This window comes from Cnuibacter physcomitrellae, assembly GCF_014640535.1.
GTDB lineage: Bacteria > Actinomycetota > Actinomycetes > Actinomycetales > Microbacteriaceae > Cnuibacter > Cnuibacter physcomitrellae.
The window spans coordinates 83,990-105,914 of record NZ_BMHD01000003.1 but is presented as its reverse complement, the minus strand read 5'-3'; the positions used below and the strand labels follow the sequence as shown (position 1 = coordinate 105,914).

Here is a 21,925-nt window from a genome sequence, read left to right as displayed (position 1 = left end):
GGCGGCTCGCCGACCGCCACCCCGTCTCTCTCAGCGGATGAACCGGTCAGCGAAGTCGGCTCCGAGTCCCACCCTCTCGTAGTGGGCTCTGGCGTTCTCCAGCTTCGTGAAGACATCCTCCACCCCGGTCGGGTTCCCATCAGGGTCGACATAGATGTACGCACCGGTCACGTGGAACAACGTCGCCATCTCCTCGACGTCACCCGGGATCTCCAGCGTGTGGATGTCGCCGGGCGGCTCGAACGCGTACGACCCCTCCTCGGCCCACCAGTCGTGCTCGAGGTAGTGCCACCGGCCCCGCAGGACCGTGGCGTGGACGGGGCCGGCGTGGCGGTGCCGTGAGAGGATGCCGTTCTTGCGCACACGGAGCACGTTCACGAAGTAGCCCTGGCTGACGGACAGGACCAGCGGCTTGAACGAGACGTCCTTCGATTGCGGAACCCAGAGGCGCTCGTCGTCGTCGAGGTCGAGGGCCCCGGCGACGACGAGATCGTCGACCATGCCGAACGGTTGTTCGCCACGGTAGGGGATGGCGGCCTCATCAGGCGTGGCCTCTGCAGGGTTGCTCACGTGGTCTCCTCACTCGATGTGGTCGGTCATCGGCCCAGGACCGATACGCGCATGCTGTGCAGATCGTCGAGCTGCGACAGCATCGCCGCGGGGGAGTCGGCCACGAGAGCGATGTTGACGAGGTCGACACCGTTCTCGGCGTACCGCTCGAGCCCGTGAGCATCGCATGCGGCCGGTGCTATCCCGATCCCGACCGTCGACGGGTCACGCCCGTTCGACTCCACGAGCGCTCGGAACGCGGGGGCCGCCTCGTCGAGGTAGGGATCTGTCATCGGCGGTGTGGGATACCAGACGTCGGCCCACTCGGCAGCGTGCTTCATCGTGAGCGGACCACTCCCGCCCAGGTACACCTTCGGCGCCGACTGCGCCGGCTTGGGCCAGCACCAGCTGGGCGCGATGTCCACGAAGTCCCCGTGGAACTCGACGACGTCGTCGGTCCAGATCGTCCGGATCGCAGCGACCTGTTCGCGCACCTTCCGATGGCGTCGCGTGAAGTCGGCCGAGTGCGTGGCGAACTCGTCCTCGTTCCACCCGAAGCCCACCCCGAACGCGAACCGTCCGCCGCTCAGACGGTCGATGGAGGCCGCCATCTTGGCGGTGTGCATCGTATCCCGCAGGGCGAGGAGCGTGACTCCGGTGCCCACCTCGAGGGTCGTGGTCGCGGCTGCCGCGAACGAGCACGAGATGAACGGGTCGTAGGTGCGCTTGTAGAAGTCGGGGAGCTCGCCTCCGCCGTACTGCTTCGGATAGGCGGTCGCCCGCGCCACGGGGATGTGGGAGTGCTCGGGGAAGAACAGGCTGTCGAAGCCACGTGCCTCGATCTCGAATGCCAAGGGACCGGGATCGAGATCCAGGTCGGTGGCGAAGACGTAGACTCCGACTCGCACGTATGCCTCCTCGCACTGGCGCGGTCTGCAATGCCCGCATCGCGACGATACGTCCGACGCGGGCGTTGAACCTGCGTTGTGTCCTATTCCGGGACGCCAGGGGCTCCGGTCGAGCGGATCGGCAGCTCAGCACATCGTCTGAGCATGGCGAGGTACTGGTCCTCGTGAGCGGCGAAGCGCTCGACCGGAGCGGTGAGAGAGAGCGCCGCGACGACCCCGGCTTCCGTGCGGACCGGCGCGCTCGCCGAGTAGACGCCGATCTGCAGCTGCTCGCGATCGAGTGCGATGGAGGTCGCGCGGATCCGTTCGAGCTCGTCGTCGAGTTCCCGTCGGGACCGCAGGGTGTGCGGGGTGACGGCGACGTAGTCGTACCCTGCCAGCGCCCATTCGCGCAGCTCCGCATCGGCGAAGGCGAGCATGACCCGGGCGCCGACCCGTGCGTGGATGTTCGCGGCGTACCCGACCACGAGTCCGGAGACGCGCACGGCGTGGGCTCCCTCGACCACCGCGACCACGCGGATCTGGTCTCCCCGCCACTGCGTGAGGTAGCAGGACTCGCCGGTCTCGGCGGCGAGCTCGTTCAAGGCCTCTCGCAACTCGGCCGACGGTCGCATCTGTCGCAACGTGCTGTCCGCGATGTGCTCGGCAGCGGGTCCCAACTCGTACGAGCGTCTCGAGTCCTTGCGCAGCAGGCCCTCCTGCACGAGGGTGCTCAGCAGATGGTGGGCAGTGGGCCCGGACAGCCCGACGTGCTGGGCGATCTCGGTCGCCTGGATACGCGGGTGGTCCGCGACGTGGCGGAGGATCTGCGCCGCCCGCTGCACCGACTGGATCATCGTGACCATGGAAGACCTTCTTGACAGGGCGCGGCACCCTTCACATACTCTCCGCAGATGACAGAAGTTGCTTCAATCATATTGAAGTTGGACGAGAGCAAAGGTGCTGCAGCATGTCGAGGAACGATTCCGAGTCCATTCCGGCGATCATGAGCGACGGCGGGCGCCCGGCGGGCAGCCGTCGCGAGATCAAGATCATCGACACGACGCTCCGAGACGGCCACCAGAGCCTCTGGGCCACCCGGATGCGCACCGACCACATCCTGTCGATGATCGACGACTTCGACCGGGCGGGCTTCGACCAGGTCGATCTCGCCGCGCCGATCCAGTTCGACGTCGCGGTGAGGTACCTCAAGGAGGATCCGTGGGAGCGCGTCCGAGCGACCCACGCTGCGGCGCCGAACACGAGACTGCGAGCCCTGATCCGCTCACGGAACATCGCCGCCTTCGACTTCCTCCCCGATGACGTCATCATGGCCTGGGTCGACCGACTCTTCGCGAACGGCTTCAGCGTCATCGGTTCCTTCGATGGCTTGAACGACATCGGCAACATCGCCCCCGGGCTTCGCCACGCCAAGGAGATCGGGGCGTCGACCTTCGGTGCCGTCTCTTACTCGCTGAGTCCGGTGCACACGGATGAGCTGTTCGTGCGGACGGCGGTCGACCTGATCGAGCAGGCCGACGTGGACGCGATCATGTTGAAGGACGCCGGGGGTCTGCTCACGCCGGACCGCATCCGCACCCTCGTGCCTGCGCTCAAGGAGGTCATCGGCGATCGGCCGCTCGAGATCCACACCCATTCGTTGACCGGACTCGCGCCGCTGGTCTGCCTCGAGGCCGTGGAGCTCGGCGCCGACGCGCTGCACCTCTCGGTGGCCCCCTTGTCGGCCGCGAACGGCCAGCCCTCTGTGCAGACGGTGGTGAGGGATCTGCGCACCCTCGGCTACGTCGTGAACGTCGACGACGCCAGGATCGACGCGATCAGCGACCGGATCGAGGAGATCGCCGAGACCGAGGACAAGCCCCGCGGGGTGCCCATCGAGTTCAACGGGCTCCACTTCATGCACCAGACCCCGGGCGGCATGCTCTCGAACTTCCGTTCGCAGCTGGCCACGGCAGGCCTCGGGGACAGGTACGACGAGCTCCTCCTCGAGGTGGCGCGGGTCCGGTCCGAGCTCGCCTACCCGATCATGATCACGCCGTTCGCGCAGTTCGTCGGCACGCAGGCGGTGATGAACGTGATGGCCGATGAGCGCTATGCGGTCGTGCCGAACGAGATCAAGAAGTACGCCCTCGGGTACTACGGCAAGCTGCTCGCCCCGATAGACCCGGACGTGCTGGAGAAGATCATCGCGAACGGCGCCTCCGACATCTCGGCCGACATCCCGGACATCCCGCCGATGCTGCCCGACCTTCGACGCCGCCATCCGACCGAGAGCATCGACGACCTGCTGCTGCGCGCCATGTTCGCAGGCACCCAGGTCGACGAGATGAAGCGGACCGTGGCCTCGGGCGGCAACCCCGACGAGATCCCGCGGCCCGTGCTCGGCCTCGTCAAGGCACTGCACGCGATGAGCGCGACCGGCTTGCACAGCCTGAGCGCAGGAGACCTCACCATCAGCCTCACCAAAGGAGTAGACGACAATGCCGCTTAACCCGCCCGACATCAAGGAGCTCAAGGCCATCGTCGATTGGGTCAATCTGACCGAGGACGTCCGTGAGCTGTCGATCAAGTTCGGCGACGTCGAGCTCTTCATCTCGCGGGACCGGCAGAGCGGGTCGCAGCGGACGACCGCTCCGGCCCTCGCCGCTCCTGCTCCGGCCGCGGAGCAGACTCCCGTCCCGGCGGCTCCCGTCTCGGCGGCTCCCGCAGCCCCAGCTCCTGCAACGCAGGCTCCCGCTGCGCCGACCGGAGGCGCCGGTGATGTGGCCGCCGACGAGGTGCTCGTCAAGGCGCCGATGGTCGGCGTGTTCTATGCCTCGCCGAAGCCGGGCGACCCGCCCTTCGTGTCCGTCGGCGACGCCGTCACCTCCGCGACGGTGGTGGGCATCGTCGAGGTCATGAAGCTCATGAACAACCTCGAGGCCAAGACCGAGGGCACCGTCGTGCGCATCCTGGTGAAGAACGAGCAGGCCGTCGAGTACGGCCAGCCGCTGATGGTGATCAAGCGTGCCTGAACCGCTGAAGAGCGTCCTCATCGCCAACCGCGGTGAGATCGCGCTGCGCGTCATCCGCGCCTGCAAGGAGATGGGCATCCGCAGCGTCCTGGTCTACTCCGAGGCGGATGCCGACTCGCTGCCCGTGAAGGAGGCCGATCAGGCCGTCTGCATCGGGCCCGGGTCGGTCAACGCCAGCTACCGGAACGCACAGGCCGTGATCAGCGCGGCGTTGGCCTACAAGGTCGACGCGATCCACCCCGGATACGGGTTCCTCTCCGAGAACCCCGACTTCGTCCGGATGTGCGAGGAGGAGGGCGTCGGCTTCGTCGGACCCGCCTCGCACATCATCAAGAGCATGGGCGACAAGATCGAGGCGAAGATCATCGCTCGTCGAGCCGGGGTGCCCACCGTGCCGGGGTCTCTCGGCGCCATCTCCGAGTACGAGGAGGCTCGCACCGTCGCCGACGAGGTCGGGTTCCCCATGCTCATCAAGGCGGCAGCGGGAGGCGGAGGCCGTGGCATGCGCGTCGTGCAGACCGCCGACACCCTCGAGAAGGACCTCCGCGAGATCATGTCGGAGGCGGAGGTCGCCTTCGGTGATCCCTCGGTGTACATCGAGCGCTATCTCACCGACATCCGACACATCGAGATCCAGGTGATCTCCGACGGCGAGACCGTCCTGCACGTCGGCGAACGCGACTGCACCGCCCAGCGACGCAATCAGAAGCTCGTGGAGGAGGCGCCTTCGCCTGTCTTGGATGCGGAGCTCCGCGACGGCCTCGCAGCGGCCGCCGTCGCCCTGTGCAAGGAGGTCGGCTACACCAACGCCGGGACCGTCGAGTTCGTGTTCGACAACGTCGACCGGAAGTACTACTTCATCGAGATGAACACCCGCATCCAGGTCGAACATCCCGTGTCCGAGATGATCTCGGGGATCGACCTGATCAAGCTGCAGCTCCAGATCGCGGGCGGTACGCCGATCGGCATGACTCAGGAGGACGTCGTCATCCGCGGTCACGCCATCGAATGCAGGATCAATGCCGAGGACCCGGAGAACGACTTCGCGCCCGATCCCGGCCGTATCGTGAGCTTCCGCGCCCCGGGGGGCTTCGGAGTGCGGATGGACACCCATATCGAATCCGGATACGTGATCCCGCCGTACTACGACTCGATGATCGGCAAGCTGATCTGCTGGGGGAGGGACCGCGAGGAGGCGGTGGCTCGTGCGCTTCGCGCCCTGGACGAGCTGGAGGTCGAGGGGATCGTGACGACCGCGGCCTTCCAGAAGGAGATCCTCGACAGCGAGAGGTTCCGCAGTGGCGACTTCAACACGGCCTACGTCGGCCAGCTGATGGCGAACCGCCACTCCTGAGCACCAATCCCCACCCTGAAACCTCGATCCATAAGGAGATCTGATGTCCCTCACCGTCCCGGTCCGTCGCCCCGTGCTCGCGGACCTGATCGCCCGCCCCGTCAGCCGTTCCCGCGCCCTAGCGGTCAACGCCGGCCTCGTCGTCGCCGGTGTCGTCGTGGTCTCGCTCCTGGCCAAGGTCTCGTTCTTCATCGGACCGGTCCCCATCACCGGTCAGACCCTCGGAGTGATCGTCGTCGGGGCGGCGCTCGGCGCACGTCGCGGCGCGGCAGCGCTGACCACCTACATGCTGGCCGGGTTGGCCGGGCTGCCCGTCTTCGCCGGGGTGACAGCGGGACCCGCCTACGTGCTCTCCCCGTCCTTCGGGTTCGTCCTCGGATTCATCCCGGCGGCCTTCGTCGCGGGCTGGTTCGCTCAGCGTGCGTGGGATCGCACGCCGTGGCTCGCGTTCATCGGGTTCGTGGTCGCCTCGATCATCCCCTTCATGATCGGCGTGCCCTACATGGCGCTGATGCTCGCGACGGTGCTGGGCGAGCAGATCACCCTCGCGTCCGTCCTCCAATCGGGCGTGTGGCCCTTCATCGTGCCCGGCGCGATCAAGGCGGTCGCTGCGGCGCTCCTCGTTCCTGGGGCGTGGCTGCTGGTCCGCTCCATCGACCGATCCGCGAAGCGCTGACAGCGCGGGGTGCGAGCGTCGAGGAGAAGGAGTGCGCATGATCGACAGGACGGTGGCCGACGTCACGGAGGCGGTGGCCGGGATAGAGGATGGATCGACGGTGCTCGTCGGCGGCTTCGGCCGAGCCGGGCAGCCCGTCGAGCTGATCGATGCCCTGATCGCCCAGGGTGCTCGAGATCTGACGATCGTGAGCAACAACGCAGGCAACGGTGACGTCGGGCTGGCCGCCCTCCTGGCCCTCAGGCGCGTGCGCCGCGTGATCTGCTCCTTCCCCCGTCAGGTGGACTCGTGGGTGTTCGACGAGCTCTACCGTGCGGGAGAGATCGAATTGGAGCTCGTCCCTCAGGGGAACCTCGCAGAGCGCATCCGCGCCGCCGGTGCCGGCATCGGCGGCTTCTTCACACCCACCGGCGTGGGGACCGACCTCACTGCGGGCAAGGAGGAACGCGTCATAGACGGTCGGCGATATGTCCTCGAGCACCCGATCAAGGCCGATTATGGACTCATCTCCGCGCTGAGAGCAGACCGATGGGGCAATCTCGTCTACCGGGAGACCGCTCGAAACTTCGGACCCATCATGGCCACCGCAGCGACGACCACCATCGTGCAGGTCGACGAGATCGTCGACCTGGGACAGCTCGACCCCGAGGCGGTCGTCACACCGGGGATCTTCGTCGATCGCGTCGTGGCGGTCGGTTCACGGCCCTGGCTGGAAGACGGCCGCTTCGTCGGCGGCGTCGACCTCGAGGGCACGCCGCTCCCAACACAGGAGGCATCATGACCGGGCTGAGCAGGGACGAGCTCGCGCAGCGCATCGCTTCCGACATCCCGGACGGGGCCTACGTCAACCTCGGGATCGGCGCGCCGACGATGGTGGCCAACTACCTGCCCCGTGACATCGAGATCATCCTCCACACGGAGAACGGACTCCTCGGCATGGGGAAGGCGCCCGCACCCGACCTCGTCGATCCCGACCTCATCAATGCCGGCAAGCAGGCTGTGACGGCCTTGCCCGGAGCGGCCTTCTTCCACCATGCCGACTCCTTCGCCATGATGCGAGGCGGGCACCTCGACGTCTGCGTGCTCGGGGCGTTCCAGGTGAGCAGCACGGGCGACCTCGCGAACTGGTCGACCGGGGCCCCGGGCGCGATCCCCGCCGTCGGTGGCGCGATGGATCTCGCGATCGGTGCGAAGCAGGTGTTCGTCATGACGGACCTGCTCACCAAGTCCGGCGAGTCCAAGCTCGTCGAGCGATGCAGCTATCCGCTGACCGGCGTCGGCTGCGTGTCTCGCGTCTACACGGAACGCGCTGTCTTCAACGTCACCCCGGAGGGGTTCCGGGTGCGCGAGCTGTTCGACGACACCACCCATGAGGAGCTCGAACACCTGACCGGTCTCGACCTGGGAGAGAAGGCCTGACATGTCCGCCAGCTTCGTGTACGACGCCGTGCGCACTCCCTTCGGCAGGGCGGGTGGTGCGCTGTCGGGAGTGCGCCCCGATGACCTCGCCGCCGCGGTGATGCGGACCATCGTCGATCGCGCCGACGTCGATCCCGCGCGGGTCGACGATGTGATCTTCGGCGACGCGAACCAGGCGGGGGAGGACAACCGCAACGTCGCTCGCTTCGGAGCGCTGCTCGCGGGATTCCCCACCACCGTCACCGGAACGACCGTCAACCGCCTCTGCGCGTCGTCTGTCGAGGCGGTCATCCAAGCCTCCAGGGCGATCGAGGCGGGAGATGCCGACCTGATCCTGGCCGGTGGTGTCGAATCGATGAGTCGGGCGCCGTTCGTCGTCGAGAAGTCGCCCAAGGCCTGGCCCTCCGTCGGCAACCAGACTCTCTGGAACACCTCCATCGGCTGGCGGATGGTGAACAAGGCCCTCCCGCCCGAATGGACGATCAGCAACGGAGAGGCAGCCGAGCACATCGCACAGGAATGGGGTGTCAGCCGCGAAGCGCAGGACGAGTTCTCCGTGCGTTCACACCGTCTCGCGGCGGACGCCTGGGCCGCGGGACTCTACGATCCGGAGATCGTCCAGGTGCCCGGCGTGGAGATGCAACGCGACGAGGGCATCCGGTCAGACTCGACGGTCGAGAAGCTCGCCTCGTTGAAGGCCCTGTTCGCCAAGGACGGAACCGTGACCGCCGGGAACTCGTCGTCGATCAACGATGGGGCGTCCGCGGTGCTCGTCGCAGCGGAGGGAGCGCTGCCCGGTGATCCACTCGCTCGGATCGCCGGCCGGGCCGCCCACGGTGTCGACCCTCAGGACTTCCCCATCGCCCCGATCGAGGCGGCCAACAAGGCTCTCGCTCGAGCGGGGCGCACCTGGGCGGACGTAGACCTCGTGGAGCTGAACGAAGCCTTCGCCTCCCAGTCGCTCGCCTGCCTCAAGGGCTGGCCGGAACTGGATCCCGAACGACTCAACATCCACGGCGGGGCGCTCGCGATCGGACATCCCCTGGGAGCTTCGGGGGGTCGCATCATCGGTCATGCCGCCCACGAGCTCGCCCGACGAGGATCGGGAGTAGCGGTCGTGGCCATCTGCATCGGCGTGGGCCAGGGCCTCGCACTCGTCCTCGAACGATAGGTCACGGGGGAGAAGGTCACGTCGATGGGCTCCTCGCCGCGACTCGCTCCGCTGACGGGCCGGTGACCGTCAGTTGCGCGTGATCGTACCCGTCGTGGAGGCGATGACGCGCAGAGTCATCGGTCGAAGCGCGATCCACGCCGCGGCGATGAGGACGATGGATCCGACGAACACCCAGAAGCCGACCCAGTTGGTCTCGTCGGACACCGCGTACATGTGGTTGAGGTTCCGCAGGGCCCCTGTCGAGAGCACGAGCGTGACGTGCACCACGATGAAGGCGACGAAGACGATCATGAGGGGGAAGTGCATCGCGCGCGCCGCCTCGATCGGGAACACCCGGTTCAGGCGCTGAGCGTCACGGGGCCAGGACGGCGACATGCGAAGGCCCGTGAGGATGGAGAGCGGGGCCACGACGAAGACGACGGCGAAGTAGCTCAAGAGTTGGAGCGCGTTGTAGTTGACCCAGCCGTCCTCCGTAGGCCAGGTGAGCGATGCGTATTGGATCGCGGCCGATATCGCATTCGGGAAGACGTCCCACGAGGTCGGGACGATTCGCGTCCACTGACCCGTGGCGAACAGTAGCACGAAGAAGACCACGCCGTTCACGAGCCACAGGGTGTCGGTGACGATGTGGAGCCAGAGGTCGATGCTGATCTTCTTCGGCGCGTTCTTGGTGCGGATGGGCCGGCCGTTGACGCGTGTCCAGTACATCGACGGTCGCGTGGTGGTTCGCACGAGCCATCCGGACTTGATGATGAAGACCATCAGGAACGCGTTGATGCCGTGCTGCCAGGCGAGCCAGGCGGGGAAGCCGACCGGCGCCCATTCAGGCAGATGGGACTCGCCCGGGTAGGTGGCAAGGAACTGCTCACCCGCCTCACTGCCGCGGAACGCCTGCGCACCGAGCACGATCCCCAGCATCAACACGATCGCGAGGGGTGCGATCCAGACGAGTCGGAACCACCGACTCGACCGCATGGCCGGAAGTCGCTCCGCGATCCGACTCATCGGGCCGCCGTGCCGATCTTCTCGATGATCTGCGGCACGACGGTGAACACATCGCCGACGATGCCGAAGTCGGCGATGTCGAAGATGGGTGCATCCGGATCCCTGTTGATGGCGACTATCGTCTTCGCGGTCTGCATGCCGGCGCGATGCTGGATGGCGCCAGAGATCCCCAGTGCGACGTAGAGCTGTGGCGACACGGTCACCCCGGTCTGTCCGACCTGCGCGGACTGCGGGACGTACCCCGCGTCCACGGCCGCTCGCGAAGCGCCGACCGCTGCCCCCAGGGCATCGGCGAGCTGCTCGACGAGGACGAAGTTCTCCTTGGACTGCAGTCCGCGTCCGCCGGAGACCACTCGCGTCGCTGCGCGCAGCTCGGGTCGGCCCGATGTCACCTGCGCGTCGTTCGACGACTCGACGACGGCCGAGGGCATCGCCGAGGGCGGAAGCGCTGCACTGATCACCTCGGCGGTCACGGCGGCTGCCGTTCCCTCGATCGCACCCTGCCGCACGGTCGCGATGAGCGGACCGCCGTCCGTCACAGACTCGACGGTGTAGGCCCCGCCGAGCACGGACGTGGTGGCGACGGGGAGGCCGTCCTGGTCGCGGATGTCGACGATGTCGACGACCATCCCGCTGCCGAGCCGGACGGCCAGACGACCGGCGACCTCCCGGCCGTCGATCACGTTCTCGAGCAGCACCGCCGAGGGTTGGGCGGACTCGACGGCAGCGGCCAGCGCATCCACGACGGGTGTCAGCAGCGACTCGGCGAGGTCATCGGCCGTGTAGTGCAGCACCTGTCGTGCACCGGAGGCGCCCAGCGCGGATATGGTCGGCTCGTCGAGCGCGCCGCCAGTCACGACGACGGCTACGGGAGTGCCGAGTCGGGCTGCTCCCGCGAGGAGGGCTGCTGCGGCCGGGGGGACGGTGCCGTCGGGGGTGAGGCCGATGAGGGCGAGGGCGTTCGTCATGGCGAGGCTCCTATCTCAGGAAGGTCAGATCAGGTGGGAGGACGTCAGGTAGTCGACGAGCTCGCCGGCAGCTGAGCCGTCGTCGATCACCTTGCGCCCAGCGGTGCGGGCGGGGCGGGCGGTCGCGGTCAGGATCCGTGAACGGGAAGCGGGCAGACCTGAGGCGAGGTCGGATGCCGACAGCGTCTCGAGGGGCTTCTTCTTGGCGCGCATCGATCCCTTGAATGAGGGGAACCGGGCCTCGGGGTTTCGTTCAGTGATCGAGATCACCGCGGGAAGCGTCGCCCGGATCACGCGGGTTCCGCGCTCTCCTGCTCGCTCGCCGCCGACGGACTGCGGCGTGATCTCCACGGCGTTGAGGTAGGTGGCATGAGGCACGCTCAGCTGCTCGGAGAGCATGGCCGCCATCGACCCTCCGCGCCCGTCGGTCGACTCGTTGCCCGTGATGACCAGGTCGAATCCCTCCCTGCGCAGAGCGGCCGCGAGCACGGCGGAGGTGCGCAGCATGTCCGATCCGGCTAGCGCATCGTCGAGCACGTGAACCGCTCGATCCGCTCCGATCGCGAGTCCCCTGCGGAGCATTTCGACCGCCGACGCTGGACCCATCGTGAGCAGCACGACCTCAGCGTCGCTCCTGTCCTTCTCCGTGAGCGCCACCTCGATGGCGCGCTCCGTGATCTCGTCGATCACGGGATCGATGCTGCGGTCGATCCGCCCGCTGGTCGTGTCCAGCCGACGCTCGCCGTAGGTGTCCGGCACCTGCTTGATCAAGACGACGATCTTCATGTTCTCCTCCTGTCGCTGGACGCCGCGGCCCTCAGGCGATGTCCGCGGCGAGTGTGTGTGCGATCGTGTCCTCGGCCTCGTCGACCATCCGCGAGATCAGGTCGGCACAGGTCGGCACGTCGTGGATGAGGGCCTGCGAGAGCCCTGCCCACCAGATGCCCGCTTCGAGGTCGCCGGTCTCGTAGACCGTTCGTCCCCGACGACCGGCGACCAACGCGCGCACGTCGCCGAACTCTCCGCCAGCGGCCAGGATCGAGACGACCTCGTCGGACACCGAGTTCTTGGACACCCGAGCCGTGTTGCGCAACTGCCGGAAGATCAGATTGGTCTGCAGCTCGTCGCGGGCGACCAGCTCCTGCTTGACCCGGTCGTGGATCGAGGCCTCGGTGGTCGCCATGAACCGTGTCGCCATCAGAACGCCCTCCGCCCCGAGTGCCAGGGCGGCGGTCAGACCACGGCCGTCGGCGATGCCTCCGGCGGCGAGCACCGGGATGGTCAGCTTCTGCGCAGCTGCGGCGAGCAGGACGAAGAGCGGGACGTCCAGCTCCCCAGGGTGGCCCGCGGCCTCGAACCCGATCACCGCCACGGCATCCGCGCCGGCCTGTTCGGCCTTCAGCGCGTGCTTCACGCTCGTCGCCTTGTGCACCACCTTGATCCCCGCTCGGTGGTACGTCTCCACGAACGTCGCGGGATTCGAGCCCGAGGTCTCCACGACGGGAACGCCCATGTCGATGATCACGTCTTGATAGTCCCCGTAGGGCGGCGGGTCGATCGACGGCAGTGTCGTCAGGTTGACGGCGAAGGGCCGGTCGGTGAGCTCACGGCATCGCGCGACCTGTTCGGCGAGCGCCTCGGGAGTGGGAAAGGTCAGCGCCGTGATCGTGCCGAGGCCGCCGGCATTGGACACGGCGGCCGCCAGCCCGGCGTCGCCGATCCACTGCATGCCGCCCTGCATGACGGGCGCGGCGACGCCGAACAGAGAGGTGAAACGCGTCTTGATCACGACCGTGGGCTCCTTCGACCAGGGCGGAGGACCAGAGGGGAGGAGATCGGGTCCTTGCGAGGATTTCTTCCGAAAGTATTGACTGACGAGCGTTCGTAAGTCAATACTGACCCCGTGAACATGAACGACGACGTTCCGTCCTATGAGGCTTTGCCCCGCATCGAGAAGCTGGGACTTCCGCACTCCTGGGACCACTTCGGCCGAGGTGACACCCTGGGCACCCTCAACCTTCTGACCACGGAGAAGGTGGCGGCTGCGGCACACGCCGTGACGACGGGTGAGGTCATCGCGCTGAGCCTCGCTGTGAACCAGCCCGACCCGCCGCTGTTCGGGCGTGAGCCCGTGCGTCACGTGCAGTTCGACGTCGACCGCAACACCAAGGACGACAGGCTCGACAACTACTTCCCGCAGGGGTCGAGCCAGTGGGACGGCTTCTACCACGTGCGGGCCCGCGAGTTCGGGTTCTTCGGAGGCGTGGAGGCCGCCGTCGATCCGACGGACGCCGACCTCGGCATCCAGACCTGGGCTCGTCGCGGCATCGTCGGTCGCGGCGTGCTGCTGGACGTGCAGGCATACCTGGTGGCCAACGGTCATCCAGGCATCCCCTGCGACGAGGAGTTCACCATCTCGGCCGACCTGCTCCGCGAGGTGGCCGAATCTCAGGATCTCCGGGTCGAGCAGGGCGACATCCTGATCATCCGGACCGGGTGGCCGGCAGCCTACGCGGACCGCCCACACGACGCCGACTCAGTGACCGCGATCCCAGGCCTGCACGCCGGCGAGGACACAGCACGACTGCTGTGGGACTGGCACGTCGCGGCGGTCGTCACCGACCTCCCCGCGGTCGAACCCGTCCCCGGCGACCCGGCGATCGGGTCCCTCCACCGGCGGCTCCTGCCGATGCTGGGGATCCCGCTCGCAGAGCTGTTCGACCTGGAGGCACTGTCCGCGGCCTGCGCTCGCGCGGGGCGATTCGACTTCCTCTTCACGGCCGCCCCGCTCCCCCTGCAGGGGGCTGCCGGTTCCCCGGGGAACGCTCTGGCGATCCTCTGACCAGCAACACCACCCACACCAAGCGAAGGAAAATTCAATGAGGAATTTCGCACGACAGGCGGTCGCGGTCGCGGCCGTCCTCGCCACGGTCGGAGCCCTGTCCGCATGCTCCGGCAGTTCCGGCGGCGGCAGTGACGACCCCATCAAGATCGGCGTCGTCGGTCCGCAGACCGGTCCTCTCGCGGAGATCGGGGAGAACCAGGTCGCCGGCGCCGAGGTCGCCGTCGAGCAGATCAACGCCGCCGGCGGCATCCTCGGCCGGCAGGTGGAGCTCTCCAACGGCGACGAGCAGACCACCCCCGAGACGTCCACCGCCGCTGTACGCAACATGGCCAACTCGGGCGTCAACCTCGTCGTCGGCATGCTGTCGAGCGCAGGCTGTCTCGCTCTCGCGCCTCAGTTGGCGAGTATGAACGTCGCTCTCGTCGACACCGGATGCACCAACGACGGACTCACCGGACAGAACGGCGAGGCCGCTCCGTTCGAGAACTTCTTCCGCACCTCGAACAACGACTCGGCTCTCATTGGTCCGCTGGCTCAGACGATCGCGGAGAAGTTCCCGGAGGCGACGGACTACTCCGCGTTCGGGTACGACTACGTGACAGGCAACACGCAGTGGGGCCTGTACCAGGACGACATCAAGGAGGACGGCGTCGACCTGAAGGTCACGAGCGAGACGTTCGTGCCGATCGGCGAGCAGAACTTCGGGCTGCAGGCCCAGCAACTTGTCAACGGCGTCAGCGACCCGTCCAAGAGTGCACTGTACCTCGGTACGTTCAGCTCCGGTACCGGCTCCTTCCTGCAGCAGGCCGCGTCCTACGACCTCTCGTCGAAGTTCGCTGTGATCGTCAACCCGGGTGGGTACTACCCGATCGCGCGCTCCCTGAATGGGCTCGCACCCAACGTGTGGAACTCCTACGACTACAACTACGCGGCCTTCGACAACGATGAGAACGCCCGGTTCGTCGAGGACTTCAGGGCCAAGACGGGCAAGCTGCCGGTCGACTGGAGTTACGACGCTTATGTCGGCGTGCTCGCGATGAAGGCGGCGATCGAGAAGGCGAACTCGACCGACACCGCCGCCGTCGTTGAGGCGCTGAAGGGTCTCTCGTTCGACACACCCGGTGGTGAGATCACGATCGACGCGACGACGCATCAGGGGAACCCGCCGGTGGTCATTACGAACACCGTGGGCGACGCCTCGGCCGAGGAGAGCGTCAAGGTGCTCGAGACCGTCGTGGTGCAGCGAGACGAGGACTGACTCGTGACTGTGATCTCGACGCTGATCAGCGGAGTGGCGTACGGCGTGCCGCTCTTCCTGGTCGCGAGCGGACTGACGCTCATCTACGGCGTGATCGGCGTGCTCAACTTCGCGCACGGCTCGTTCTTCGTCGTCGGTGCGCTGCTGGCCACCTCGATTCTCGGTACGACGTTGCCGACGATCCCGACGTTCATCGTCGCGGTCCTCGCGGGAGCCGCCGCGGTGGCCCTCCTCGGACTCGTGACGGAGAGCACAGTGGTCCGCAGGCTCTATCGTCGAGATCACATCACGATGCTCCTGGCGACCTTCGCGATCCTCCTGATCGTCGAGGGTGCCGCGGAGGCGATCTGGGGCAACTCCCCCCGCTCGGTCAGCAAGCCGGAGGTACTCTCGGGCAGTGTCCCCATCCTCGGTGCCACGATCCCGGTCTACGACCTCATGCTCGTGGTCGTGGGTGCACTCGTCGCCGCGGGCCTGTACCTGCTCATCAACCGGAGCCGCTTCGGCCGCTCCGTGCGAGCGGTCGCTCAGGACGCCGTCATGGGCGAGGCCGTGGGCCTGAATACCAAGCGGGTCATGCTGCTGGTGTTCGGCCTCGGCTCCGCCCTGGCCGGCCTGGCCGGCGCGCTGATCGCCCCGAACGTGTCGGTGTCGCCCAGTCTGGGCCACTCCTTCATCCTGCAGAGCTTCGCGATCGTCATCATCGGTGGTCTCGGATCGGTGACGGGATCGCTCGTCGCCGCGCTGGTGGTCGGTGTGGCCGAGGCGTTCGCCGTGGCCTACGCCCCCTACCTGACCGGCTTCACGTTCTACATCCTGGTGGCCGTCGTGCTGCTGATCAGACCCCGTGGGCTCCTGGGCAGCGCGAAGCTGGGGAGGGCATGATGAGCGCTCCGATCCGGACGGCGCCTCCGCGCGTATCACCCGGCCCCTCCATCCTGCCGGGGATCGCGAGTGCTCGATTCGATCTCAGGCCGGTCTACGAGCCCCTGATCTTCCTCGCGCTCACCTCGATCGCGTACTTCGTGATGCCCGCGAACATGCAGTACATCCTGAGCATCGCGGTCATCTACGCCCTCTTGGCCACCAGCCTCGGCGTCCTCTTCGGCTGGACGGGCATCTACTCCTTCGGGCACGCCGCGTTCTTCGGACTGGGCGCGTACACCACGGCCCTGCTGAAGGACCAGGAGTGGGGGGCGCTGGCGTTCCTGGGCGTCTCGGCGGTGGTCGCCGCTCTCGGGGCGGTCGTCATCGCATTGATCGGCCAGAGGCTCGCCAAGGTCGAGTTCGCCATGCTCACGATGATCGTGGGCCAGATCGCCTATCTGCTCACCTTCCGCGTCCCGGCGCTCGAGGGCGACAACGGCATCTACGGCATTCCGCGCGGGGAGGTCTTCGGCATTTCGATCACCCCGCCGACCTCGTTCTGGTGGTACTCGATCGTCGTGATCGCGGTGGTCATGGGCGTCCTCAGGCGGATCAACCTGTCGTCGTTCGGGGAGAGCCTGAACGCGATCAGGGACGACCCGGTGAAGGCAGCCGCCATCGGCATCCCGGTCCGGTCGATGCGCCTCGCAGCCTTCACGCTCGCGGGAGCCGTCGCCGGGCTCGCGGGCGGCTTGTTCGCCCAGCAGGGCTCGATCGTCACACCCAGCACCCTCGCCTTCACGTTCAGCGGCCAGATCATCATCATGGCTCTGCTCGGAGGGATGATGCGGTTCTGGGGTCCCGCGGTCGGAGCGATCCTGTTCCAGTTCATCAACGCACTGGTCTTCGGCAGCTCCTCGAACGCGACCCTCGTCCTCGGCGTGATCCTCCTCGCCGTGGTTCTCATCTTCCCCAGTGGCGTGCTCGGCGTCCTGTCACGGCTCGCGGGCCTGATCTCCCGAGCGAGGAGGGCACGATGACCGCGCTCGAGCTCGTCAACGTCTACAAGAACTACGGCGGACCACCCGTGGTGCAGGACGTCAGCCTCAGCATCGAGGAGGGCGAGACCGTCGCCATCATCGGGCCCAACGGTGCGGGCAAGACCACGCTGTTCGGCGTGATGGCCGGTGAGCACCGCGCCACCAAGGGCACGCTCTCCTTCTTCGGGAGGGACGCGACCAGAGCCGGCGCGAAGCGGCTGGCCCACAGGGGAGTGGCGCGGACCTTCCAGGTCGCACGCTACTTCCTCGAGAAGACCGTCGAGCAGAACCTCGTGATCGCGCGCGACGCCCATCGATCGCGCTACCGGAACCCCGTGTCGCCCACCCCGCGTCCCGAGCAGAGCATCACCGACGCGCTCGAGGCAGTGGGACTCGAGGAGCGGCGCCACCAATCGTCGAGCACTCTGTCGCACGGAGACCGTAAGAGCCTCGAGATCGCTATGGCGCTCACGCAGGAGCCGGCTGTGCTGCTCCTCGACGAGCCGACGGCAGGCATGGGTGCGGAGGACATCCCGCGCACGATCCGACTGCTGCAGGGGCTCAAGGAGTCGAGGGGGGACCTGACCATCGTGATCACCGCGCACGACATGGAGGTCGTGTTCGCCCTCGCCGATCGTGTCGTGCTGATGGCGAACGGTCGCATCGCCCTCCAGGGCGAGCCCGCTGCCGTGCGCGACGACCCGATGACCCGCGAGATCTATCTTGGCAACTCGTTCGAGGCGGATGCGTCATGAGAGAGCTCATCGTCACGGGCCTGTCCGCCAAGTACGGCCTCGCGGTCGCGCTCACCGACGTCTCCCTGGCTGTGCGCACGGGGGAGACGGTAGGTCTGCTCGGCCGCAACGGAGCAGGCAAGACCACGCTGCTGAAGTCGATCATCAATAATCCGGAGCTGAGTGCGTCCGGCGAGGTGACGGTCGACGGCACCTCCCTGCGCAAGGTGCCCACCTATCGCGTGGCTCGCCGTGGTGTCGCCTGGGTGCCCGACAACAGGCGCATCTTCACAGCCTTGAGCGTGGAGGAGAACCTCCACATCGCCCGCTCGAGGAGAGCGGCACCCGACCAGCTCGAGCGAGTGCTCGCAAGCGTTCCCCTGGTGGAGAAGCTGCTCAAGCGCCGTGGATTCGAGCTCAGCGGCGGCGAACAGCAGGCGGTCACCATCGCCCGCGCTCTGATGAGCGCGCCGGACTTCCTGCTGCTGGACGAGCCTACAGAAGGCCTGTCTCCTCTCATCGTGGAGCAGCTCCAGGAGTCGATCGCCCGCCTCCCCGCCCTCTTCGATCTCGGAATCCTCGTCACGGAGCAGAACTTCCGCTTCGTCACCGCCCTCGCCGACCGTGTCCACATCTTGGAGACTGGTTCGGCGGTCTGGACCGGAACCCCCGACGAGCTCGTCGCCCGCCCCGACCTGATCAACAGACACCTGTCAGTAGGGGAGAAGTAGATGCTCATCGAGAAGAACGACACCGAAGGCCGCATCCTCGAGTCGGCGCGCCAACTGTTCAACAGGTGGGGTTACACCGGGATGACCCTGCGTCAGATCGCCAAGGACGTCGGCATCGAGGCGCAGAGCATCTACAACTACACCTCTTCGAAGCAGGCGCTCGTCGAGAGGCTCGTGCGCGCGGGCACAGGGGAGCTCCACGCCTCGGTGCTCGCGGCGCTCGACGCAGCCGGCCCCGACCCGAGCGATCGACTGGCGGCCGCCGTCAAGGCCCATGTCATCCACTTCCTGAGCTCGGCCAACGTCGTCGTGTTCTTCCGCGACAGCCTCGTGCACTTCGACGAGGGCACCCGCTCATCACTGCTCGTCATGCTCAAGGGCTACGAGCAGGTCTACAAGGACATCATCCGTTCGGGCATCGAAACCGGCGTGTTCCGGGAGGTCGACGTCACTCCCACGACCTACGCGATCCTCGGGATGGGCGACTCGGTCGTCAACTGGTGGCGCCCCGCCGGGCGGCTCGACGCGGCGGAGGTAGGCGATCTGTTCGCAGGCCTGGCCGTTCAGATGGTCGCCCGGGTCCACGCCGACGCACAGCCAACGCAACCCCCCTCGACGCAGAGCTGAAGGAGCACTGATCCCGTATGAGCATCACCCGATTCGACGAGCCGGCGGCGGCCGAGTTCAGGGAGGACGTCAGCGCCTGGGTGCGCGACGCGCTTCCCGACATGTGGCGCACCTCACGTGCCGTCATGACCCCGGAGGAGGTGCAGAGCGCACAGCGGGAGTGGGACACAGCGCTGTACGAGGGCGGCTACGCCGGTCTCGCATGGCCGGCGGAGTACGGAGGCCGGGGCTTCGGCCCGATCGAGGAGCTCATCTACTACGAGGAGTCGTCGCGGGCCAACGCACCCGACGGCTTCGGCCGGATCGGCCGGGTACTCGCCGGGCCGACCATCATCGCCGCCGGCACCGACGCGCAGAAGGCGAAGTACCTTCCCCGGATCCTGGACGGCAGCGAGATCTGGTGCCAGGGCTTCTCGGAGCCGGGAGCTGGGTCGGACCTGGCATCGGTGAGCACGACCGCGAAGAAGGTCGACGGCGGGTACCTCGTGAACGGCCAGAAGATCTGGACGAGCTTCGCCCAGTACTCGAAGCGCTGTCTCATGCTCGTGAAGAGCTCATCGGAGCTGCCTCGGCACCACAACCTCAGCTTCCTGCTGCTCGACATGGAGCAGGACGGGGTGGACGTCCGGCCCATCCGCCAGATCAACGGCGAGGAGGAGTTCAGCGAGGTCTTCTTCACCGACGTGTTCGTCGCCGACGACGATCTGGTCGGCGAGGAGCACGAGGGCTGGCGGGTCGCCATGACGGTCCTCAGCAACGAGCGCGGCACGACCGAGGCGGCGACCCGCCTCGTCGAGGCGACCGCGCAGATCGACCTCCTCGGCCGCTGCTGTGCTGCCGGGTCGGACGATGCGGCGCGGCTCGACGACAGGCGCGAGCTGCTGCGGTGGCACATCCTGCGCTCGACGGAGGAGAAGGCAGCGGAGCTCGACTGGTTCGTGGCCGGCTCGATCCTCAAGGTGCAGTGGAGCGAGCTCATCCAGGACGCCACACGCCTGGGTCTGGACAGCGGGTGCGCCGAGCATCGCGGCTATTGGCGCCACCACTATCTGGCTTCGAAGGCCATGTCCATCTACTCCGGTACGAACGAGATCCAACGGAACATCATCACCGACCGGGTGCTGAGGGTAGCGAGGTAGAACATGTCCACACTCGTCGGAGAGGTCGGCGCGCTCGTCGCGGAGAACGTGAGCGAGGTGCTCGAGAGCACGGCCGGGTCCGAGCCAGGAGTCGACCGGTCCACCTGGCAGATCCTCGCAGAGGGAGGCTGGGGAACCATCTCAGCCGATCCCGAGAACGGCATGGAGCTGCGCGACGTGCTCGAGGTCGCCCGGATCAGCGGCCGCCATCCCTGCTCCACTCCGTTGATCACGACGCTGCTCGCCGGGCGTTGGTTCGAGGTCGACGATGACACCCTCGAGGACGGGGTCGCCGTGGCGTTCGCCCGAGGCGACCAGGTCGTCGCACCGTTCTGGACGGAGGGCCTCGTCGTTCTCGACGGCTCCGGATCACCCGTGGCGGTGGAGCCGAGCGCCATGGAGAGCTTCTCGTTGGTCGCCCCGGTGGCGGTCCTCCCCGCCTCGACGAGCGCTCTCGGCGGAGACCATCTGGCCGAGGCGAGAGCGGCGTTCGTCGCCGTCGCCGTCGGATGCGCCGACGCCGTCATCGCGCGGGCGATCGACTGGTCTCAGACCAGGGAGCAGTTCGGTCAGACCATCAAGGGCTTCCAAGCCGTGCGGCACCACCTCGCGAACGCGCACATCGCGCGTGAGCAGGCATGGACCGCGGCGATCGCCGCCGCCCACGATCCCGAGCGGTCGGGACGGTGGGCCCGTCAGGGCTTCTCGCTCGCGCGGGAGGCCATCGAGCTGGGCATCCAGGTGCACGGCGGTGTCGGATTCACGTGGGAGGTCGGACTGCAGCATTTCCTCGACGAGGTCGTGCAGCTCGACTCGATCCTGGGTGAGCGCCGGTGACCGAGCTGATCGTCGACCGCCCCGCGGCGGGCGTGCTCCGTCTGAGGCTCGACGGGATCGACACCCTGAATGCGCTCGACGACGCCGTCAAGGCGGCACTGGTCGATGCGCTCCGAGTGGCGAGTCTCGACAGAGACGCCCGAGTCCTCCTCCTCACCGGCACCGGCCGCTCGTTCTGCGCCGGCGGCGACGTGCGGGGGATGGGGACCAGGACCCCCTCCGAGACCAATGACGTCCTGACGTTCGGACGCCAGATCACGGAGGGCATCGCGGAGCTGCAGAAGCCTGTCGTGGCGGCCGTGAACGGCATCGCCTCGGGCGCGGGCTTCAACCTCGCCCTCGCCTCCGACATCGTCCTCGCCGCTCCCTCCGCATGGTTCCAGCAGTCGTTCGTAAGGATGGGCCTCATGCCGGACATGGGCGGCACCTATCTGCTAGGGCGTGCGATCGGACTCCACCGGGCGAAGGCGGCGCTGCTCACCGGCCATCGGTTCACGGCCGAGGAGGGGCGTGACCTCGGATTCGTGGCGGAGATCCTCCAGGGTGACTTCGACGCCGAGGCGGTCCGTTACTGCCAGGCCCTGGCACGGAAGGCCCCTCTGGCGCTGGGGCTGACGAAGCTGCTCGCCAATCGTGCCGTGGAGGGCTCGCTGAGCGATGCCCTCGACCGCGAGTCGCTCGCCCAGGGCGTGCTCGCGGCCACCGCTGATCACAAGGCGGCCGTCGAGACGTTCCTCAGCAAGGGCGACCTCGACGCCGTGCAGTTCAAAGGAGAATGAC

At 67.3% G+C, this 21,925-nt stretch carries 24 protein-coding genes; 17 read left to right on the top strand and 7 right to left on the bottom strand.

Annotated features, from left to right (window positions below):
• Window positions 1-30: 30 nt before the first annotated feature.
• The 3 genes from IEX69_RS19725 to IEX69_RS19715 all read right to left on the bottom strand — a co-directional run bounded on the left by IEX69_RS19725 (window position 31) and on the right by IEX69_RS19715 (window position 2,302).
• Window positions 31-570 (bottom strand): 2,4'-dihydroxyacetophenone dioxygenase family protein, encoded by a 540-nt coding sequence (locus IEX69_RS19725; RefSeq protein ID WP_229756488.1) that lies wholly within the window; start codon window positions 568-570, stop codon window positions 31-33.
• Window positions 571-596: 26 nt separating this feature from the next.
• Entirely contained in the window at window positions 597-1,457 is an 861-nt protein-coding gene (locus IEX69_RS19720) for an LLM class F420-dependent oxidoreductase (protein WP_174604641.1), read from the bottom strand.
• Between the two features lie 83 nt (window positions 1,458-1,540).
• The gene (locus tag IEX69_RS19715) at window positions 1,541-2,302 is read right to left on the bottom strand and encodes an IclR family transcriptional regulator (protein WP_085021827.1); all 762 of its coding nucleotides are present in this window, start codon (window positions 2,300-2,302) and stop codon (window positions 1,541-1,543) included.
• A gap of 104 nt (window positions 2,303-2,406) precedes the next feature.
• On the opposite strand from IEX69_RS19715, the gene IEX69_RS19710 reads away from it, so the two are divergent.
• From IEX69_RS19710 to IEX69_RS19680, 7 genes are read left to right on the top strand one after another with little or no spacing between them, the layout of a single operon-like run.
• Window positions 2,407-3,948: a pyruvate carboxylase subunit B gene (locus tag IEX69_RS19710; protein ID WP_085021828.1), complete on the top strand. Its 1,542-nt coding sequence runs from the start codon at window positions 2,407-2,409 to the stop codon at window positions 3,946-3,948.
• The gene (accB, locus tag IEX69_RS19705) at window positions 3,938-4,471 is read left to right on the top strand and encodes an acetyl-CoA carboxylase biotin carboxyl carrier protein (RefSeq protein ID WP_085021829.1); all 534 of its coding nucleotides are present in this window, start codon (window positions 3,938-3,940) and stop codon (window positions 4,469-4,471) included. Before IEX69_RS19710 ends, accB begins: the two co-directional genes overlap by 11 nt.
• Window positions 4,464-5,825 (top strand): acetyl-CoA carboxylase biotin carboxylase subunit, encoded by a 1,362-nt coding sequence (accC, locus tag IEX69_RS19700; protein ID WP_085021830.1) that lies wholly within the window; start codon window positions 4,464-4,466, stop codon window positions 5,823-5,825. The genes accB and accC overlap by 8 nt, the downstream gene beginning before the upstream one ends.
• Before the next feature lie 43 nt (window positions 5,826-5,868).
• Window positions 5,869-6,501, top strand: coding sequence for a biotin transporter BioY (locus IEX69_RS19695; RefSeq protein WP_085021831.1), 633 nt, complete (start codon window positions 5,869-5,871; stop codon window positions 6,499-6,501).
• Between the two features lie 37 nt (window positions 6,502-6,538).
• The gene (locus IEX69_RS19690) at window positions 6,539-7,282 is read left to right on the top strand and encodes a 3-oxoacid CoA-transferase subunit A (RefSeq protein ID WP_085021832.1); all 744 of its coding nucleotides are present in this window, start codon (window positions 6,539-6,541) and stop codon (window positions 7,280-7,282) included.
• Window positions 7,279-7,920, top strand: coding sequence for a 3-oxoacid CoA-transferase subunit B (locus tag IEX69_RS19685; RefSeq protein ID WP_085021833.1), 642 nt, complete (start codon window positions 7,279-7,281; stop codon window positions 7,918-7,920). Before IEX69_RS19690 ends, IEX69_RS19685 begins: the two co-directional genes overlap by 4 nt.
• A gap of 1 nt (window position 7,921) precedes the next feature.
• Window positions 7,922-9,091: a thiolase family protein gene (locus IEX69_RS19680; protein ID WP_085021834.1), complete on the top strand. Its 1,170-nt coding sequence runs from the start codon at window positions 7,922-7,924 to the stop codon at window positions 9,089-9,091.
• Window positions 9,092-9,160: 69 nt separating this feature from the next.
• Here IEX69_RS19680 and IEX69_RS19675 read toward each other — a convergent pair whose 3' ends face one another.
• From IEX69_RS19675 to IEX69_RS19660, 4 genes are read right to left on the bottom strand one after another with little or no spacing between them, the layout of a single operon-like run.
• Window positions 9,161-10,069, bottom strand: a complete 909-nt coding sequence (locus tag IEX69_RS19675) for a cytochrome b/b6 domain-containing protein (RefSeq protein WP_229756487.1) — start codon at window positions 10,067-10,069, stop codon at window positions 9,161-9,163.
• 26 nt (window positions 10,070-10,095) lie between these two features.
• Entirely contained in the window at window positions 10,096-11,067 is a 972-nt protein-coding gene (locus IEX69_RS19670; protein ID WP_085021836.1) for an electron transfer flavoprotein subunit alpha/FixB family protein, read from the bottom strand.
• Between the two features lie 24 nt (window positions 11,068-11,091).
• The gene (locus tag IEX69_RS19665) at window positions 11,092-11,853 is read right to left on the bottom strand and encodes an electron transfer flavoprotein subunit beta/FixA family protein (protein WP_188760982.1); all 762 of its coding nucleotides are present in this window, start codon (window positions 11,851-11,853) and stop codon (window positions 11,092-11,094) included.
• A 31-nt stretch (window positions 11,854-11,884) separates the two neighbouring features.
• On the bottom strand, window positions 11,885-13,039 hold the full coding sequence (locus tag IEX69_RS19660; RefSeq protein WP_276529921.1) for an NAD(P)H-dependent flavin oxidoreductase: 1,155 nt from the start codon (window positions 13,037-13,039) through the stop codon (window positions 11,885-11,887).
• Between IEX69_RS19660 and IEX69_RS19655 the strand changes: the two genes are divergently transcribed.
• From IEX69_RS19655 to IEX69_RS19610, 10 genes are read left to right on the top strand one after another with little or no spacing between them, the layout of a single operon-like run.
• Window positions 13,007-13,909, top strand: a complete 903-nt coding sequence (locus tag IEX69_RS19655) for a cyclase family protein (protein WP_229756486.1) — start codon at window positions 13,007-13,009, stop codon at window positions 13,907-13,909. The two genes, IEX69_RS19660 and IEX69_RS19655, sit on opposite strands and share 33 nt — an antisense overlap.
• A gap of 37 nt (window positions 13,910-13,946) precedes the next feature.
• Window positions 13,947-15,170 (top strand): ABC transporter substrate-binding protein, encoded by a 1,224-nt coding sequence (locus tag IEX69_RS19650; protein WP_085021641.1) that lies wholly within the window; start codon window positions 13,947-13,949, stop codon window positions 15,168-15,170.
• Window positions 15,171-15,173: 3 nt separating this feature from the next.
• Window positions 15,174-16,055: a branched-chain amino acid ABC transporter permease gene (locus IEX69_RS19645; protein ID WP_188760981.1), complete on the top strand. Its 882-nt coding sequence runs from the start codon at window positions 15,174-15,176 to the stop codon at window positions 16,053-16,055.
• Complete coding sequence (locus IEX69_RS19640; RefSeq protein WP_174604600.1) at window positions 16,055-17,077, top strand: branched-chain amino acid ABC transporter permease; 1,023 nt, start codon at window positions 16,055-16,057, stop codon at window positions 17,075-17,077. The genes IEX69_RS19645 and IEX69_RS19640 overlap by 1 nt, the downstream gene beginning before the upstream one ends.
• Window positions 17,074-17,832: an ABC transporter ATP-binding protein gene (locus IEX69_RS19635; protein WP_085021645.1), complete on the top strand. Its 759-nt coding sequence runs from the start codon at window positions 17,074-17,076 to the stop codon at window positions 17,830-17,832. Before IEX69_RS19640 ends, IEX69_RS19635 begins: the two co-directional genes overlap by 4 nt.
• On the top strand, window positions 17,829-18,542 hold the full coding sequence (locus tag IEX69_RS19630) for an ABC transporter ATP-binding protein (protein ID WP_085021646.1): 714 nt from the start codon (window positions 17,829-17,831) through the stop codon (window positions 18,540-18,542). Before IEX69_RS19635 ends, IEX69_RS19630 begins: the two co-directional genes overlap by 4 nt.
• On the top strand, window positions 18,543-19,169 hold the full coding sequence (locus tag IEX69_RS19625; protein WP_085021647.1) for a TetR/AcrR family transcriptional regulator: 627 nt from the start codon (window positions 18,543-18,545) through the stop codon (window positions 19,167-19,169).
• Window positions 19,170-19,186: 17 nt separating this feature from the next.
• A complete protein-coding gene (locus tag IEX69_RS19620; protein ID WP_085021648.1) occupies window positions 19,187-20,308 on the top strand; it encodes an acyl-CoA dehydrogenase family protein in 1,122 nt (373 codons plus the stop codon).
• A gap of 3 nt (window positions 20,309-20,311) precedes the next feature.
• A complete protein-coding gene (locus IEX69_RS19615) occupies window positions 20,312-21,145 on the top strand; it encodes an acyl-CoA dehydrogenase family protein (protein WP_085021649.1) in 834 nt (277 codons plus the stop codon).
• Window positions 21,142-21,924, top strand: a complete 783-nt coding sequence (locus IEX69_RS19610) for an enoyl-CoA hydratase/isomerase family protein (RefSeq protein WP_085021650.1) — start codon at window positions 21,142-21,144, stop codon at window positions 21,922-21,924. Before IEX69_RS19615 ends, IEX69_RS19610 begins: the two co-directional genes overlap by 4 nt.
• The last annotated feature ends 1 nt before the right edge of the window (window position 21,925 follow it).